Annotated in this window: 17 protein-coding genes; 6 read left to right on the top strand and 11 right to left on the bottom strand. The window is 56.6% G+C overall.

Annotated elements, in window-relative coordinates; translation table 11 throughout:
* Positions 1-27 precede the first annotated feature (27 nt).
* Positions 28-864 carry a transporter substrate-binding domain-containing protein gene (locus tag R1T41_RS14390; RefSeq protein WP_317337622.1) on the bottom strand — a complete coding sequence of 279 codons (837 nt, stop codon included), beginning with the start codon at positions 862-864 and terminating at the stop codon, positions 28-30.
* Positions 865-932: 68 nt separating this feature from the next.
* Between R1T41_RS14390 and R1T41_RS14385 the strand changes: the two genes are divergently transcribed.
* The 4 genes from R1T41_RS14385 (at position 933) to R1T41_RS14370 (ending at position 4916) form a co-directional block, all read left to right on the top strand.
* Complete coding sequence (locus R1T41_RS14385) at positions 933-1904, top strand: amino acid ABC transporter permease (protein ID WP_258547291.1); 972 nt, start codon at positions 933-935, stop codon at positions 1902-1904.
* A 265-nt stretch (positions 1905-2169) separates the two neighbouring features.
* The gene (gene znuA / locus R1T41_RS14380) at positions 2170-3297 is read left to right on the top strand and encodes a zinc ABC transporter substrate-binding protein ZnuA (RefSeq protein ID WP_317337621.1); all 1128 of its coding nucleotides are present in this window, start codon (positions 2170-2172) and stop codon (positions 3295-3297) included.
* Between the two features lie 49 nt (positions 3298-3346).
* The gene (locus R1T41_RS14375) at positions 3347-3976 is read left to right on the top strand and encodes a DUF1007 family protein (RefSeq protein WP_404969448.1); all 630 of its coding nucleotides are present in this window, start codon (positions 3347-3349) and stop codon (positions 3974-3976) included.
* Positions 3900-4916, top strand: coding sequence for a high frequency lysogenization protein HflD (locus R1T41_RS14370; protein WP_317337620.1), 1017 nt, complete (start codon positions 3900-3902; stop codon positions 4914-4916). Before R1T41_RS14375 ends, R1T41_RS14370 begins: the two co-directional genes overlap by 77 nt.
* Positions 4917-4972: 56 nt before the next feature.
* Here the strand turns inward: R1T41_RS14370 and R1T41_RS14365 are convergent, their stop codons facing one another.
* The 4 genes from R1T41_RS14365 to R1T41_RS14350 form a co-directional block, all read right to left on the bottom strand.
* Positions 4973-5407: a hypothetical protein gene (locus tag R1T41_RS14365; RefSeq protein WP_097050751.1), complete on the bottom strand. Its 435-nt coding sequence runs from the start codon at positions 5405-5407 to the stop codon at positions 4973-4975.
* Positions 5408-5540: 133 nt separating this feature from the next.
* Positions 5541-6257, bottom strand: coding sequence for an anti-sigma factor domain-containing protein (locus R1T41_RS14360; RefSeq protein ID WP_317337619.1), 717 nt, complete (start codon positions 6255-6257; stop codon positions 5541-5543).
* Positions 6254-6808, bottom strand: coding sequence for a sigma-70 family RNA polymerase sigma factor (locus tag R1T41_RS14355; RefSeq protein ID WP_317337618.1), 555 nt, complete (start codon positions 6806-6808; stop codon positions 6254-6256). The genes R1T41_RS14360 and R1T41_RS14355 overlap by 4 nt, the downstream gene beginning before the upstream one ends.
* A 139-nt stretch (positions 6809-6947) precedes the next feature.
* Positions 6948-7817, bottom strand: a complete 870-nt coding sequence (locus tag R1T41_RS14350; RefSeq protein WP_062959326.1) for a LysR family transcriptional regulator — start codon at positions 7815-7817, stop codon at positions 6948-6950.
* A gap of 124 nt (positions 7818-7941) precedes the next feature.
* Here R1T41_RS14350 and R1T41_RS14345 point away from each other — a divergent pair, with 124 nt between their 5' ends.
* Positions 7942-8163 carry a DUF1127 domain-containing protein gene (locus R1T41_RS14345; protein ID WP_317337617.1) on the top strand — a complete coding sequence of 74 codons (222 nt, stop codon included), beginning with the start codon at positions 7942-7944 and terminating at the stop codon, positions 8161-8163.
* A gap of 131 nt (positions 8164-8294) precedes the next feature.
* Here R1T41_RS14345 and R1T41_RS14340 read toward each other — a convergent pair whose 3' ends face one another.
* Positions 8295-9164 carry a LysR family transcriptional regulator gene (locus R1T41_RS14340; protein WP_317337616.1) on the bottom strand — a complete coding sequence of 290 codons (870 nt, stop codon included), beginning with the start codon at positions 9162-9164 and terminating at the stop codon, positions 8295-8297.
* 150 nt (positions 9165-9314) lie between these two features.
* Between R1T41_RS14340 and R1T41_RS14335 the strand changes: the two genes are divergently transcribed.
* Positions 9315-9548, top strand: coding sequence for a hypothetical protein (locus tag R1T41_RS14335; protein ID WP_114110886.1), 234 nt, complete (start codon positions 9315-9317; stop codon positions 9546-9548).
* Positions 9549-9625: 77 nt separating this feature from the next.
* Here the strand turns inward: R1T41_RS14335 and R1T41_RS14330 are convergent, their stop codons facing one another.
* Genes R1T41_RS14330 through zwf form a run of 5 tightly spaced genes read right to left on the bottom strand, consistent with a single transcriptional unit; the run spans position 9626 to position 15375 of the window.
* The gene (locus R1T41_RS14330; RefSeq protein WP_007090845.1) at positions 9626-10267 is read right to left on the bottom strand and encodes a bifunctional 4-hydroxy-2-oxoglutarate aldolase/2-dehydro-3-deoxy-phosphogluconate aldolase; all 642 of its coding nucleotides are present in this window, start codon (positions 10265-10267) and stop codon (positions 9626-9628) included.
* Positions 10268-10288: 21 nt separating this feature from the next.
* The gene (glk, locus tag R1T41_RS14325; protein WP_317337615.1) at positions 10289-11227 is read right to left on the bottom strand and encodes a glucokinase; all 939 of its coding nucleotides are present in this window, start codon (positions 11225-11227) and stop codon (positions 10289-10291) included.
* Positions 11227-13065, bottom strand: coding sequence for a phosphogluconate dehydratase (edd, locus tag R1T41_RS14320; protein WP_317337614.1), 1839 nt, complete (start codon positions 13063-13065; stop codon positions 11227-11229). Before edd ends, glk begins: the two co-directional genes overlap by 1 nt.
* A 5-nt stretch (positions 13066-13070) precedes the next feature.
* On the bottom strand, positions 13071-13865 hold the full coding sequence (pgl, locus tag R1T41_RS14315; RefSeq protein WP_062959213.1) for a 6-phosphogluconolactonase: 795 nt from the start codon (positions 13863-13865) through the stop codon (positions 13071-13073).
* A gap of 4 nt (positions 13866-13869) precedes the next feature.
* On the bottom strand, positions 13870-15375 hold the full coding sequence (gene zwf, locus R1T41_RS14310) for a glucose-6-phosphate dehydrogenase (RefSeq protein ID WP_297009882.1): 1506 nt from the start codon (positions 15373-15375) through the stop codon (positions 13870-13872).
* Between the last annotated feature and the right edge of the window lie 104 nt (positions 15376-15479).

Here is a 15479-nt window from a genome sequence, read left to right as displayed (position 1 = left end):
TTATGGTTTATGCGGCAATCGGATCGGCTATTTCACGGTGGTCAGATCAACCCCAAACCATTTTTCTGAAAGGGCGCCTAGCGTTCCGTCGGCCCGCATGGCATCGACGATTTCGGTGATTTTGGCGTTGAATTCTGCATCCCCCTTGTCGGTTGCGATGGCGAGCGGTTCATAGACCAGCGGCTCGCCCACCATGCGGAACGGCATGCCGTTTTCAATTGCGGCGGTTGCTGTCGGCACGTTGGACAGAACCGCGTCAATGCGCACACCATCGCCCAGACGCAGATCATCAAAAGCCATACCATCCGACTCATAGGTCTGGATCCGGCCCGGTGTGACTTCGTAGTCGAAGGGCGGCACGCCCTCGACATCCATCACAAGCTTATGGCGCAGGTAATCTTCATACGAACAGGCGGCACAGGCCCCGACCACCTTGCCATCCAGATCGGATGCGGACTGATAGGTTGTGTTGTCCTTATGCGTGACCAGAATTGCCGGGGTATAGTAATAGACCGCCGGGAAATCGAGGACTTCGGCGCGTGCGGTTGTCGGGGTCATGGAACCGACCGCGATATCCCACCGCCCGGCCCAGCGTCCGGCAACCTGTGCTTCCCAAGAGGGTGTCACCGGTTTGAATTCCACGCCAAGCCGTTTGGCGATTTCACGCGCGACTTCGACATCAAAACCGGTTAGCTGATTGTTTTCATCGGTAAAGGCAACCGGCGGATAGCCATCGGCCGTCGCACCGACCAGCGTTCCGGTTTCCATCACGCGATCAAGGGTTTCGCCCGCCATCCCGTTGGCAAACGGCATAATTGCAAAGGTGACCCCGACCAGAAGCATCCCAGTTTTGTGAAAGCCCATTTCCTAAAACTCTCTTTTTGTGTAGTTCTGACGCAGTTTTATACAATTTCATGAAAATGTCAGCGCCGATGACCACGCCCCTGCCTGAAAACGCATCCCGCCCCCGAACGAAGACCGGCCCCGGCTGGCCGCTTGGGCTGTTTTCGGTGATTTGCGGCGTGATCCTGATGGCAGCCCAGCCGGGCATCTGGATCGGCATGGATAACATGATTGGCGATGTCATCGTGGCCCTCGTGCTGGGCTTTATGATCTGGCTGAATTTTCGTTTGCTGCATAATCTGCCGTTCCGGGTGCAGACCACGATCATCTGGGCGGAACTGCTTTTGGGCTTTGCCCTGTTCTTTTACAGCTTTGATCTCAGCTTTGATTTCATCGGCTCGCGCCTGCCCTTCCTGCTGGGGCTCAGGCTTGAAGGTGAGTTTCTTCAGGGTGCGGTGCTGACACTTTTCATCTCGCTGGTGTCGATCTTTTGCGCGACGGTGCTGGCCCTGGCGGCAGCCCTTGGGCGTTTATCGAAGAACGGCGTGTTTTACGGGATTTCGACCTTTTATACGTCGTTCTTTCGTGGAACACCGCTGTTACTTCAAGTCATGCTGATTTATCTCGGCCTGCCGCAGGTCGGCATTGTCCTGTCGGCTGTCCCGGCCGGGATCATCGCCCTGTCGCTATGTTACGGGGCCTATATGGCCGAGATTTTCCGGGCGGGTATCGAAGGCGTTCCCGAAGGCCAGACCGAGGCCGCCCTGTCACTCGGGCTTAAACCCTATCAGGTCATGCGTCTGGTGATCCTGCCACAGGCCTTGCGGCTGGTAATCCCGCCAACCGGCAACCAGTTCATTTCGATGCTGAAAGATTCGTCCCTGGTATCCGTGATGGGCGTGTGGGAGCTGATGTATCTGGCGCGGACCCATGGCCGGTCCGAGTTCAAATATATGGAAATGCTGATTTCGGCAGCGCTGATTTACTGGGCGCTTTCGGGGATTTTTGAATTCATCCAAAGCCGGATCGAGAAAAAGCTCGGCAAGGGTGTGCGGGTCTGATCAGGCCCGCCCGTTAATATCATTGCCATTCCCCAACGTTGGTTTTGCGCCGAACTCCGCCCAAAATCCGCATTCAACTACGGATGCGGATTTTTTGTTACGAACTCGAAACTTGCTTATCGGGATCAAACAGAAAACCCTATTAGGCTCAAACAGGCATAACCGGATCACGAGGGGATTTATCGCTTGACGAATCGTTATGATATAACATAACAAATAATACCTCACCAATAGCCATTCCCCCGTTTCGAACCGGATTGATGTCATGCCAATTTCTGCCCTTCGTCGCGCCCTGCTTGCCCTGCCGTTACTTGCCCTGCCCTATGGGGTGCAGGCAGCCGAAAATCCGTCGGTCGTTGTATCGATCAAGCCGATCCACGGCATTGCCAGCGCAATTATGGCAGGCGTAGGTGAACCGGTTCTGCTGCTTGATGGTGCCTCATCACCGCATGCCTATTCTCTGCGTCCCAGCGAAGCCCGGTCGCTTCAGGAAGCTGATCTGGTGATTTATGTGTCGCACAGTCTTGAAGGGTTTCTGAAAAAACCGCTGGCAACCCTGTCGGGCGGTGCCCATCAGCTTGAACTGGCCGATGTTGAAGGTCTGACCATCCTGGCAATGCGTGAAGGCGGCGCGTGGGAAGCCCATAGCCATGACCATGGCGGCCATGACCATGGCGGCCATGATCACGGCGATCATGATCACGAAGATGAACATCATGACGAACATGATCATGATGCCCATGATCACGATGCCCACGACCACGACCATGACCATGACGGGCATGAAGATCACGCCCATGCCGAAGAACATGACCATGATCATGATCATGACCACGAGCACGAAGGTGAAGAAGGTCACCATCATGATGAACACGGTATTGATGCCCATCTCTGGCTTGATCCGGCCAATGGCGCATCTATCGCAAAGGCGATTGCCGCTGAACTGGGTGAAATTGATCCGGACCATGCAGGCACCTATCAGGACAATCTGAAAAAGTTCCTTGCAAGCCTTGATGCACTTGGGAATGATCTGGACAGTCAACTGGAACCGGTCCGCAGCAAGCCGTTTGTCGTTTTCCATGATGCCTATCAGTATCTGGAAGCGGGATTTGGCCTGAATGCGGTTGGTTCGATTACTGTTTCACCGGAACAGAAGCCCGGAGCAAAGCGCCTGCATGAGATCGAAGACAAAATCCGGGACAGCAATGCTGTCTGTGTCTTTGCCGAACCGCAATTCCGCCCGGCGATTGTCGAAGCCGTGGTTGCCGATACCGGCGCGCATATCGGAACGCTTGATCCGCTGGGCGCGGATATTCCGGCAGGACCAGATGCCTATCAGAACATCCTGCGCCAGAATGCTGGCGCGTTGGCGGACTGCCTGTCGCAGTCCTAAGACGTTTGTTGCGGGTATGCTTGCATCCGTCCTTTGGGTCGGATCAGGCATGCCGGCATCAGCACATCCGCATGTCTGGATTGATGCCGATGCGCAGATGATTTTTGAAGACGACAAAATCACCGCCATCCGGCTGCATTGGGTGTTTGACGATCTGTTCAGTCTGACGCTGATTGACCAGTTCGACAAAAATCATGATTTGCGGTTCTTTGATGAAGAAAACACCGATGTTCACGACAATGCGTTTGCATTGCTTTCCGAAGTTTCATGGTTGACGCATCTGCGCCGGAACGAGGAGCTTGTGACCTTTGCCGGGGCAACGGACTTCAAGGCCGATATTACCGATGACCGTCGGGTGAGTTACGATTTCACCCTGACGCTTAAAGAGCCGCTTGACCCGATAAAAGATGCCGTTGCCCTGTCGGTATATGATGCGGAATTCTATATTGATGTTGCCTTTACCCAGGTTGATCCGATCCTGTTCAAGGGCAACCGCCATCTCAAATGCCACTATGAAATGAGCGAAGATGAAAAGAACCGCATCTATTTTGATCTGGTTTCGCCAATACGCGCCGACCTTGCCTGCCAGAACGAGGTTGCGGATGCCGGTTCTGATCATGGCCTTTCTGCTGGCGATTTCGTTTCTGCCGAGCAATCAGGCCGCAGCACAAGCCAGTAACCTTCTGGGCCGCGGCACAAGCAGCGAACAGGCCCCGAATACCCCCGATCAGACAACACAAAATGACAGCGAGAGCCTGATCAGCCTGCCGGGATGGCTATCGGATATTGTCGGTCAGGTGGTGGTGATCCAAACACAGCTTAACCGGCAGATGACCGCAACATTGCGCAGTGCCAAAACCGGCGATGCTTGGTGGCCGGGCCTGACCATTATCGCGCTTTCATTCGCCTATGGCGTGTTTCATGCGGCGGGCCCCGGCCATGGCAAGATGGTCACAACCACCTATTTCCTGTCGCGTGATGCCGGATGGAAACAGGGTGTTGCCATGGGCAGCCTGATTGCCGGCGTTCAGGCAGTAACGGCCATCGTTCTTGTCGGGTCGCTGACCCTGATCCTTAATCTTGGCCCGGCGGCAATTACGCAGAACGGACTGGTTCTGGAAGCCGTGTCCTATGCCCTGATTGCCGGGCTGGGCGGATTGATGTGTATCCGTATCTTGCAGGGACGTGATGATTGTTGCGATCACGGCGGGCATGACGATCACCACCATGCACATGATCACTCACATCATCATGACCATGACCATGACCATGATCACGCCATCACCAAGTCCCGCTGGCAGATGATTGCGGGCGGGATTGTGGTCGGCCTGCGTCCCTGTACCGGGTCGATACTGGTGTTGCTGTTTACGCTGGCAAATGGATTGTTCCTGATCGGGATTGCCTCGGCCTTTGCCATGGCGGCCGGTGTGGCGCTGACCATCAGCCTGATCGGGCTGGCGGCCATCGGCATTCGGACCGGCACGCAGCATCTTTTCAGTGTTTCGGAAAGCACGTCGGGCTGGCTTCGCCGCGGGGTTGGCTTGGCGGGGGCCGCGTTGATTACCCTGTTTGGCCTGTTGTTATTGCTGTCTGCGGCCCGGCAGCTTGGCTGGCTGTAAAAGATAACGGCCCGCAAGATTGCCTGCGGGCCGTTTGATTTAAAATGCCGCCCCGATTATTCGGCGGTCACGACTTTCATCACCAGTTTGCCATCCGGCTTGATCGGGCCGTCTTCCTTGGCACCCAGCGTATATTCGAAATAGCCGGTTTTCATGCCACCCTGTTCGGAATGGATCATCAGCATCAGCATTTCACCGGATTTGACCGGTTCCTGCAGGATGGCGGTAACGTCCATGTTCTCGCCCTTTTTCAGCGGCGCATAACCGACAACCGGGCCCGGCTTCATCGCGGAATCGGTGCGATGCACCACCAGCCAGCCATTTTCGTCAGCCATGATTTTCGATGCACTGACGGTTCCGCCCGAAACATCCTGATCCATCGCATCGACCATCGGCCCCATGGCGTTGGCGGCCGTCGGAATGGCAGCGGTCAGGGCACCGGCCATCAGCGCCCCGCCGAGAATACCGAACATCTTTTTGGTCACCAGCATTTGAAGTCTCCTTGTCTGTTGAACCGGGACAGGCTTTTTGTCTGCCGTCCGCTCGTGTCGCGCTTTGTTGCGCACATCGAAGCTACGCAGGCCAGACCGGCCGGGTTTCAGATCGGGAAACTTTTTTTTGAAATCAGTGTTCGACCGGGATCAAACGGCCATGAATGGCAGGGCCCGTCGGACGCCCTGTGGGCGACCCGCCTTCGGGTTCCAGACTGATGCCAAAGGTCGCATTTCGCAGCAGGGCCGGATCAAATTCGCCCAGCGACCGGGTTGTTGGCACGGATGCGTTTTCAAGCAGCCCCAGCGATTTTGGTGCCGGGCCCAACTCATCGGATGCGATCCATAACTGATAGGTCTTGCCTTCAGGCAATGTTGCCGAAACCGGACGGATGATCACCGCACGGGTATCCAGATCAATGCTCATGACAAAGGCGGGCTGGGTATCGTCACGATGGAAGACGGCGACAAATTGCCGGTCCTGAACCGGGGTGGCAAAATCCGATACCAGAACGGCCACCATCAGGCTTGCCGCCAGTGCGCCGGTGGCAAATGTCCCGATCCGCCAGCGGGCGAGTTTGCGTTTAAGCAGATCGATTTCGACAATATTATCCGCCTGCACACGCGCCTCTTCTATCCGCGCACGGATACCGGGAAACAGATCGCGCGACGGTATTTCATCGCGGTAATGCGCGTTTAATGGCGACAGGCGTTTTTCCCAATCAGCAATCGCGGCATTCAGATCATCCTCGTGCGACCGGCGTTCATCGACAATTCGGCGCATGTCGGGATCAAGTGTTCCCAACACATATTCCGCAGCCAGCATGTCGATATCTTCCCGGTCGGTCATGATCCGAGGCATTCCTTTAATTGCTTCAGGCTGCGATGCAGCCATGTCTTGATCGTGCCGACCGGCTGGGCAAACCGCTCTGCCAGTTCGGCACGCGAAAATCCGTCAAGATAGGCCAGCCTGACCATTTTGCGGCGATCATCATCAAGCCCGCCAAGGCAGATTTCAAGCAGGCGGAGGTCATCATTGCGTTCGGCATCATCGGCAACCGACAGATCATCGTGATCGGCCAGTTGATCGATATCGAAATCATCAACCACCGCGTCATGACGTTTGTCACGGCGCAGCGCATCAATCGCCCGGTTCCGCGCAATCGTTGCCATCCAGGTGATGATCGACGCACGGCCCGGTTCGAAATCACCGGCATGTTCCCAGACCCGCACATAGATTTCCTGCAGGATATCCTCGCTTTGGGCCCTGTTTTTCAAGATACGCAGGACAATGCCGAAAAGTTTCGCCGATGTCGCATGATAAAGATGCCCGAAGGCGTCCATATCGCCGTCGGCCGCACGTGCCAGAAACTGTTCCAGATCCCGGGTTGATGTCCCCATGCCATCCGCCAATTATCGCCGCCGCAACCCTGCGACGAACCAATGTACCATTTTCCGGGATGTTTGATCCCGAGCCATCAATTCATACGTGCAGATTGGCAGGGTTGATCAGTTATCCGATCAGAAAAACCTGTATCCATCAGCATTTATACTGGTCGGGGATGGCGTCGGTTGCCTTGATCAGGGCATCCATCACCATCCGTACCGCGGGTGAGCGGCGAATATCGGGATGCACGACCAGCCAGACCGGCTTGCTGAGTTCATTGGTCACGTCATCGGTGACAAGTTCCAGCCTGTCATCCTCGTCCGCCAGATAACGCGGCAGAAGGCCAAGCCCGTATCCCGCGGCAACAAAGGCCAGCACGGTCTGGGTATCGTCGGATTTGACCCGCATCGGCAATTTGCGGTTAAGCTGATCCCATACCCAGCCCTGCTGATAGTCGCCAAAGCTATTGCGCCCGTCAGCACAAAATTCCCAATCCTTTTCCGGCACATTGGCGGTGTAACCGCGCACGGCGTAAACCGCATATCGTATGTCGGTCAGCTTGCGCGCGATCAACCCGCTTTGATCCGGGGTTGCCATACGCACCGCCACGTCGGCTTCGCGCCGTGCCAGATTGGCAATCACGCTGGAACCAAGGATTTCATATTCCAGATCGCGCTGGTCTTTCAGAAGTTCGGCAAGGCGCGGTGCAAACAATATGCGACCTGCCACTGGTGGCACGGCAATGCGCACCACACCGTGCGCGGTTTCATCGCCACGTGCCTGGCGTTCAAAGGCAAGAACGTCTTCCTCGATCTTTGCCGCGACGGGCACAAGATTTTCACCGGCATCGGTCAGCGACCATCCCGTCCCCAGCCGGTCAAACAGCCGCGCGCCGACATCCTGTTCAAGGGCCTCGATCCGTCTTGCAACGGTGGTGTGATCCTTGCCGAGCTTTCGGGCGGCACCGGAAAGCGTGCCTTCACCTGCCAGTACGACGAAATATCGCAGATCGTTCCAGTTCATGATGGCTTATCCCGCTTGCGCAAATTTGCACAATCATAGCGCATTTTATCGGAATTACATGAGATTTATGCGCATGTCATGATCACGCCATATCAAACGAGCCCCCGAACAAGGAGATTTCGACATGGCCGTCTCCCATCATATCGAATGCGATGCCAATGTCCGGTTGAACCGCCCCTCGCGCCCCAGTGTCTCGCAAATTGCGACGACTGCGATTGATGTCCTGCTGGCCGCGTACAAACGCCATCAAAGCCGCGCAGCACTTCACCGACTGTCGGATCATCAACTGTGCGATATCGGACTGGAACGCAGCGAAAGCGGGTATGTATCCCGCGACAATTATTAAAAGATTCAAGGCGGTGCCTGATCAGGGTTCCTGACCCTTTCATTCTGGCAATCGACACGCTTTGATATGCCTCCCTCAGGCAGCAAAAGAGATCCCGCGCAGATACACAGCACGGGGTCTCTTTTTGTTTTTCACACCTGAAATTCTGCCGAAATGCTGTCGGCGGCCTTGATCAGGGCATCCATGACAAGCCGTACACCGGGGGAGCGGCGCATATCGGGATGCAGCACCAGCCACGCTGTTTCGCGGCTTTCGCCCGCCGTATCGGCCCGGATCAGTTCAAGCCGTTCGTCCCCGTCCGCCAGATAGCGTGGCAACACCCCCACCCCGTGCCCGGCGGCGATGAATTGCCGCACCGATTCCGTATCGTCGGCCCGGAAACGGCAGGGCAGTTCACGCCCCATAATATTGCGCACCCATTCCTTTTTGGCGGCCCCATAGGATGTGTCCTCGTAGCCGCAAAATTCCCAATCCTGTTCGGGCACGCGCGCGCTATATCCCCGGGCGGCATAAAGGCCGACGCCCAGTTCGACCAGCTTGCGGGTGATCAGGCCGGGTTCGCGCGGGGTGACCATGCGCACCGCCAGATCGGCCTCGCGCCGGGCCAGATTGACGACATTGGACGCCCCGATAATTTCAAATTCCAGCCCCTTGTGCGCGGTTAGCAATTGCGCCAGACGCGGGGCAAACAAAACCCGCCCTGCCACCGGGGGAACCGATATGCGCACCACACCGTGGGCGGCTTCGTCGCCTTTGGCCTGCCGTTCAAAGCCAAGCGCCTCGGCCTCGACCCGTTCGGCCACCGGCACAAGGTTCTGCCCGGCGATGGTCAATTGCCAGCCGCGCGGGAGACGGTCAAACAGCTTGGTTCCCACCGCGTCTTCAAGCGCCTCGATCCGGCGAGCGACGGTGGTGTGTTCCTTGCGCAACCGTCGGGCGGCCCCCGAAAGACTGCCTTCCTCGGCAAGGATCAGAAAATAGCGCAGGTCGTTCCAGTTCATGTGCATGACCAGTTCATATGATCGGGGATCATCAGTTCCGTTTATTTTTGCACATTAAATCTGCGAAACAACCAAATTCCCGTTTTATTTTGCATATGAGAGGATCAGTTCATCGACGGAATACGGTTTTTTGGAAACCAGGAGGACACCATGACCTATCGGCCCCCGACCAAAGCACAGGACTTCGACATCCGTACCGACCCGATCGCCAACCGCGTGCCGTTTGGCCGTCTGATCGACAAGATCACCAACTATTCGGCCGACGCCCGCAAACGCAAGAACGAACGCGAAGTGATGGCGCATCTGAGCGACGATCAGCTTCGCGATGTCGGGCTGCAACGCACATTTGATGGCCACCAATGGCGCGTTACGCGCATTGTCTGATGAAGATCCCCCCCGCCCCACCAATAAAAAAGGAGCCCGTTACGGGCTCCTTTTTTGCAGTTGTCTATCAGGGCCGATCAGCCGCGCAGTTCGGCAACCTTGTCGGTGGCTTCCTGTGCCAGGCGGGTGATGGTTGCCCAGTCACCGGCCTTGACCGCGTCCTTGGGAGCCACCCATGAACCACCCACGGTGATGATGTTTGGCAGGGCCAGATAATCACCAAGGTTTGCCAATGACACACCGCCGGTCGGACAGAATTTGACCTGCGGCAGCGGGCCGGACAGGGCTTTGAGCATCGAAACACCGCCCTGTTGTTCGGCGGGGAAGAATTTCAGCATGTCGTAACCATGTTCAAGCAGATACATGATCTCTGACGGGGTTCCGGCCCCCGGAAGCAACGGCACGCCAGTATCCTTGGCCGCCTTCAGAAGGCTTTTGGTATGGCCGGGCGACACGGCAAAGGCACAGCCGATTTTTGCCATGCGTTCCATCTGCTTGGCATTAATCACGGTGCCCGCACCGGTAATCGCATCTGGCACTTCGGCGATGATGCGTTTGATGCTTTCTTCGGCTGCGGCACTGCGCAGGGTGATTTCAAGCACCGGCAAACCACCGGCAACCAGTGCCTTTGCAAGCGGAACGGCATCATTGGCGTCTTCGATCACCAGAACCGGTACGACCGGGGCCTTGGACAGAATTTCGCGTGACGAAAGGCTCATTGGGTATCCTCCAGTTTTCGGTCAGGCCGTCAAAATCTTGGCACAACCGATCAGGGCCGGGTATTTCGCCGTCATCAGGCGTACCGGCACATCATTCATCAAATCATGGAAACGGCCCTTGGCGATCATACGATCCTTAAGGCCGCTTTGTTTCATAAAGTCGGCAATGCGCGGACCAATGCCGCCACCGATAAATACGCCGTCGAATGCGCCAAGCGTCAGGACCAGATCACCGGCCACCCCGCCCATGAACAGACAGAACCGATCCAGCACCTTAAGGCAAAGCGGATCGTTTTTCTGCATGGCATTTTCAACGATTACAGCGGCACTAAGCGGTGTCACGTCGATCCCGTCAATGGCAGCAAGCGCGCGATAGAGGTTTTCAAGCCCCATCCCCGACAGGATACGTTCGGCCGACACACGGCCCAGTTCAGCCGTCAGGAATTTGACGATTTCATAATCGAGATCATCGACGGCGGGCAGTGACACATGGCCGCCTTCGCCCTGGATCGGAATCCAGTGATCGTCATGGCGCAGAAGCCCCGAAACGCCAAGCCCGGTCCCCGCCCCGATCACCGCCAATGGCAATCCCGGGCGCCCCGGACCATCAAACAGCGTGATCAGGTCTTCGTCGCCAAGATAAGGCACGGACATCGCAAGACCGGTAAAATCATTGACCACCACCAGACGATCAAGACCGAATTCAGCCTTGAGCGCGTTCTTGGAAAACACCCACGGGTTATTGGTGAATTTGATGATGTCTGCGGATGCCGGGCAGGCCACGGCAACCGCAAATTCATTCAGATCCGCGCAATCGGTTTTCACCATGAAATCCCGCATGGCATCGCCGATGGTCGCATAATCGCGGACCGGCAATGTCATCGGTGATTGCGGATTTCCATTTTCGTCAATCCAGGCAAAGCGGGCGTTGGTACCGCCGATATCACCAACCAGCCGCATTATGCTACCTCGACCTCGGCTGCCCCCGGAAGCACCGCACTGGCACCCAGTTCGGCCAGTCCGACATGTTCGCGGAAGACACCGAACAATTCACGACCGAAACCGGTCTGATGTTCGGCCTTGTTATCAAAGGTTGCGAAGTCACGCTTGGCCAGTTCGGCCTCGGTCACGTTCAGGATCAGTTCGCCGGTTTCGGCATCAAGACGCACGATATCGCCGTCTTTCACCTTGGCAATCGGCCCATTCATCATGGCTTCGGGGGTGACATGGATTGCCGCCGGGACCTTGCCCGATGCGCCCGACATGCGGCCATCGGTGACAAGGGCGACCTTGTAACCAAGGTCCTGCAACACGCCAAGCGGCGGGGTCAGTTTGTGCAGTTCCGGCATGCCATTGGCCTTGGCCCCCTGGAAACGAACGACGCAGACAACGTCGCGATGCAGTTTGCCGTCCTTGAACGCCTGCATCATTTCTTCCTGCGAGGTAAAGACCGCAGCCGGGGCTTCGATCACGCGGTTTTCAGGCTTCACAGCCGATACCTTGATCACCGAACGGCCAAGGTTCCCCGCCAGCATGCGAAGGCCACCATCGGCACTGAACGCCTTTTCGGCCGGACGCAGGATTTCCTCGTCATGGCTGGTGGCCGGGGCATCACGCCACGACAATTTGCCGTTATCCAGATACGGCTCGGTGCCATAGGCCGCCATGCCGCCGGTATGGATGGTCTGAAGATCGGGATGCAGAAGACCGTTTTTCAGAAGGTCGCTGATCACAAAGCCCATGCCGCCCGCGGCGTGGAAATGGTTCACATCAGCCTGCCCGTTCGGATAAACACGGCACAGAAGCGGGATCAGACGCGACAATTCATCGAAATCTTCCCAGCGAAGTTCGATCCCTGCGGCACGGGCCATCGCCGGAAGATGCAGGGTATGGTTGGTCGACCCACCGGTCGCAAGCAGACCGATGATGCCGTTCACGAATGCCTTTTCATCGAGAATTTTGCCAACCGGACGATAATCATTGCCAAGTTTGGTGATCTGAAGCGCACGACGGGCGGCTTCTTCGGTCAGGGCATCACGCAGATCGGTGTTTGGATTAACAAACGCCGCACCGGGCAAATGCAGGCCCATGATTTCCATCAGCATCTGGTTGGAGTTCGCCGTACCATAGAAGGTACAGGTCCCCGGGCTGTGATAGGATGCGGTTTCCGCTTCGAGCAGTTCCTTGCGACCGACCTTGCCCTGCGCGTAAAGCTGCCGGATGCGGGCCTTTTCATTGTTGGGTAAACCGGACGGCATCGGACCGGCTGGCACAAACACCGCCGGAATGTGACCATAGGCAAGTGCCCCCATCACCAGACCCGGTACGATTTTATCGCAGACACCAAGATAAAGAGCGGCATCAAACACATCATGCGACAGCGATACCGCAGTCGACATCGCGATCACATCACGCGAAAACAGGGACAGCTCCATGCCCGGACGGCCTTGCGTCACGCCATCGCACATGGCGGGCACGCCACCGGCAACCTGTGCGGTTGCGCCGGCTTCGAACACGGCCTTTTTGATGCGATCGGGATAGACGCCCAGCGGCTGATGGGCGGACAGCATATCGTTATAGGATGTCACGATGCCCAGATTGGCACCTTCGTCGCCATTGATGCGTTCCTTGTCCGCCGCACTGCAGCCCGCAGACGCATGGGCAAGGTTGCCGCATGACAGGGATGAGCGATGCGGGCGGTCGGACGCGGCAGCTTCGATGCGTTCCAGATAGGCCTCGCGGGTCGGCTTGGAACGTTCGATGATGCGTTTGGTAATCTGTTCTAATTCACGTTTCATGGGGTTCAGCCTTTCGGGTTCTCGGCGCTCCACCACAGATCGACGGGGATGTCAGTCTGCTGCAAGATTGCGCGAACCGGCATTTCTTCGATCTCGGTGCCGTTTTTCGCGGTTTCAAAGGTCGACCATTTGGATTGTCCGGTAATATGGATGCCAATATACCGGGCATTGAGGATGGCGGGCAAAGTCATGCTGATGCGCGGGACCGGGGATACGGTCGGACGCGCGGCGGCAACCAGTTCGCCATGGGCGGGATAAAGTCCCTTTTGCAGGGCATCGGGCGCGGATGACGGGAACAGGGATGCCGTATGGCCATCATCACCCATGCCCAGATACACGATATCAAGCGGCCAGTTCAGATCGGTGCGAAGGCGGCTTGAAACCGTTGAAATCGCGTCTTCGGGATTGGCATCGCCGGTTTTCAGCGACACAAAACGCGCATGCTGGGCTTCGTTGATCAGGAAATGATCGCGAACCAGCTTTTCGTTCGACTGATCGTCATCCAGCCCCACCCAGCGATCATCGCCAAGGGTGACAGTGACTTTTGACCAGTCCAGTTTGACGGTCGAGAGTTTTTCAAAGAGCGGTTTGGGAAAACGTCCACCGGCCACCGCCATGCTGGCATGGCCGCGGGTCGCAATGGCGAATTCAAGGCGTTCCACGGTTTCCTTGACCATGGCCGCAAGCATGTCATCGCCGCTTTGGAAAATGCGTTCGTTTGTCATGTCTTCGTCCAGAAAATTGGGAACCGGTTCATCGTCACGCAAGGCCGCCACACCAAAAGGCAAGGCGACCCGCATGTCATCAGAACCCGGCTTCTTCGTTCCAGGTCCGGCCGTCACGCTCGATCAGCGCAATGGCCGCCGAAGGCCCCCACGTGCCCGAGGTATACCCCTTGGGTGTGATGTGATTGCTTTGCCATGCTTCCTGAATGGCATCGACCCACTGCCAGGCAATATCCTGTTCATCACGACGGACGAACAGTGTGTTATTGCCATCAATCGCATCGAGCAAAAGACGCTCGTAAGCATCCGGGCTGCGCCCGCCGAATGCCTCGGCAAAGGACAGGTTAAGCGCGGTCGGACGCAGGCGCACAAGACCCGGCCCCGGGTTCTTGGTATTCAGAACCAGATGGATGCCGTCATCAGGCTGCAAACGCAGAACAAGGCGGTTGGCCTGATAATTGGTCATGGATTTTGCCAGCGGGAAAATCTGGTGCGGCACATCGCGGAACTGGATGACAATTTCCGAATGGCGTTTCGGTAAACGTTTACCGGTCCGCAGATAGAACGGCACCCCGGCCCAGCGCCAGTTATTCAGTTCGGCCCGGATGGCAACGAATGTCTCGGTGGTGCTGTCGATATTGGCACCTTCTTCTTCAAGATAGCCCGGGACTTCCTTGCCGCCAACGGCACCATTGCGGTACTGGCCGCGCACGGTTGCGCTGTCGATATTGGAATCATTGATCGGTTTGAGCGCCTTGAGCACCTTGACCTTTTCATCACGCACCGCGTCCTGATCGAGAACATGCGGGGCTTCCATCGCGACAAGGCAGAGAAGCTGCAACATATGGTTCTGAACCATGTCGCGCATCGCACCGGCATCATCATAATAGGACCAGCGCCCTTCGACGCCGACTTCCTCGCCAACCGTGATCTGCACATGATCGATATGCGCGCTGTTCCACAATGGCTCGAACATCGCATTGGCAAAGCGCAGGATCAAAAGGTTCTGCACCGTTTCCTTGCCAAGATAATGGTCGATACGGAAAATCTGGTGTTCTTCGAAGACTTCACCAATCTGGCCGTTGATTTCACGGCAGCTTTCAAGATCGTGGCCCAGCGGCTTTTCAAGCACAACGCGCGAATTGGGCGTTACCAGACCGGCTTTCTTGAGGTTAAAGGCCATATCGGCAAACAGCGAAGGGCTGGTCGAGAAATAATAGACGCGGTCCCGATCCGGCTGATCGGCAAGTTTTTCATGCAGGATCTTAAACCCGGCTTCATCGCCGGCGGATACCTGAACATAGGCGATGCGGGCTGCAAACTTTTTCCAGACCTTGGCGTCAAATTCGCCTTTGGGAATGTACTTTTTTCCGGCTTCTTCCAGCTTGGTGCGGAATTCGTCATCGGAATGTTCGCTGCGCGAGGCGCCGAAAATGCGGGTGGAATCATCGAAACGCCCGGTACGTTCCATTTCGTAAAGTGCGGGGAAAAGTTTGCGTAACGCCAAATCTCCGGTCCCACCGAAAATCACGATATCAGCGATACGATGCTTCAGCCGTTGGCGCTGCGTCGTCGTTTGTGTCATCTTGCCCTAAGCCTTCCAAGCGAACTGCTCTCACTCGTTTCCTCCCCGTCGTAAAGGTGGGATCCCGAGCCCGAAGGGCTCTGGCAAACGACCGGGCCACGGTA

Source organism: Thalassospira lucentensis (assembly GCF_032921865.1).
In the GTDB taxonomy this organism is placed as follows: domain Bacteria; phylum Pseudomonadota; class Alphaproteobacteria; order Rhodospirillales; family Thalassospiraceae; genus Thalassospira; species Thalassospira lucentensis_A.
This window is presented reverse-complemented; position numbering and strand designations above follow the sequence as displayed.

What these genes read in the sequence shown, in the direction of transcription:
- edd (WP_317337614.1), bottom strand. Translation starts at nt 13,065, where the DNA reads ATGAAACGTGAATTAGAACAGATTACCAAACGCATCATCGAACGTTCC.
- R1T41_RS14375 (WP_404969448.1), top strand. Translation starts at nt 3,347, where the DNA reads ATGCCGGCATCAGCACATCCGCATGTCTGGATTGATGCCGATGCGCAG.
- pgl (WP_062959213.1), bottom strand. Translation starts at nt 13,865, where the DNA reads ATGCGGGTCGCCTTGCCTTTTGGTGTGGCGGCCTTGCGTGACGATGAA.
- R1T41_RS14360 (WP_317337619.1), bottom strand. Translation starts at nt 6,257, where the DNA reads ATGACCGACCGGGAAGATATCGACATGCTGGCTGCGGAATATGTGTTG.
- R1T41_RS14335 (WP_114110886.1), top strand. Translation starts at nt 9,315, where the DNA reads ATGACCTATCGGCCCCCGACCAAAGCACAGGACTTCGACATCCGTACC.
- zwf (WP_297009882.1), bottom strand. Translation starts at nt 15,375, where the DNA reads ATGACACAAACGACGACGCAGCGCCAACGGCTGAAGCATCGTATCGCT.
- znuA (WP_317337621.1), top strand. Translation starts at nt 2,170, where the DNA reads ATGCCAATTTCTGCCCTTCGTCGCGCCCTGCTTGCCCTGCCGTTACTT.
- R1T41_RS14355 (WP_317337618.1), bottom strand. Translation starts at nt 6,808, where the DNA reads ATGGGGACATCAACCCGGGATCTGGAACAGTTTCTGGCACGTGCGGCC.
- R1T41_RS14340 (WP_317337616.1), bottom strand. Translation starts at nt 9,164, where the DNA reads ATGAACTGGAACGACCTGCGCTATTTTCTGATCCTTGCCGAGGAAGGC.
- glk (WP_317337615.1), bottom strand. Translation starts at nt 11,227, where the DNA reads ATGCGGCTGGTTGGTGATATCGGCGGTACCAACGCCCGCTTTGCCTGG.
- R1T41_RS14365 (WP_097050751.1), bottom strand. Translation starts at nt 5,407, where the DNA reads ATGCTGGTGACCAAAAAGATGTTCGGTATTCTCGGCGGGGCGCTGATG.
- R1T41_RS14350 (WP_062959326.1), bottom strand. Translation starts at nt 7,817, where the DNA reads ATGAACTGGAACGATCTGCGATATTTCGTCGTACTGGCAGGTGAAGGC.
- R1T41_RS14385 (WP_258547291.1), top strand. Translation starts at nt 933, where the DNA reads ATGACCACGCCCCTGCCTGAAAACGCATCCCGCCCCCGAACGAAGACC.
- R1T41_RS14330 (WP_007090845.1), bottom strand. Translation starts at nt 10,267, where the DNA reads ATGAGCCTTTCGTCACGCGAAATTCTGTCCAAGGCCCCGGTCGTACCG.
- R1T41_RS14370 (WP_317337620.1), top strand. Translation starts at nt 3,900, where the DNA reads ATGCCGGTTCTGATCATGGCCTTTCTGCTGGCGATTTCGTTTCTGCCG.
- R1T41_RS14390 (WP_317337622.1), bottom strand. Translation starts at nt 864, where the DNA reads ATGGGCTTTCACAAAACTGGGATGCTTCTGGTCGGGGTCACCTTTGCA.
- R1T41_RS14345 (WP_317337617.1), top strand. Translation starts at nt 7,942, where the DNA reads ATGGCCGTCTCCCATCATATCGAATGCGATGCCAATGTCCGGTTGAAC.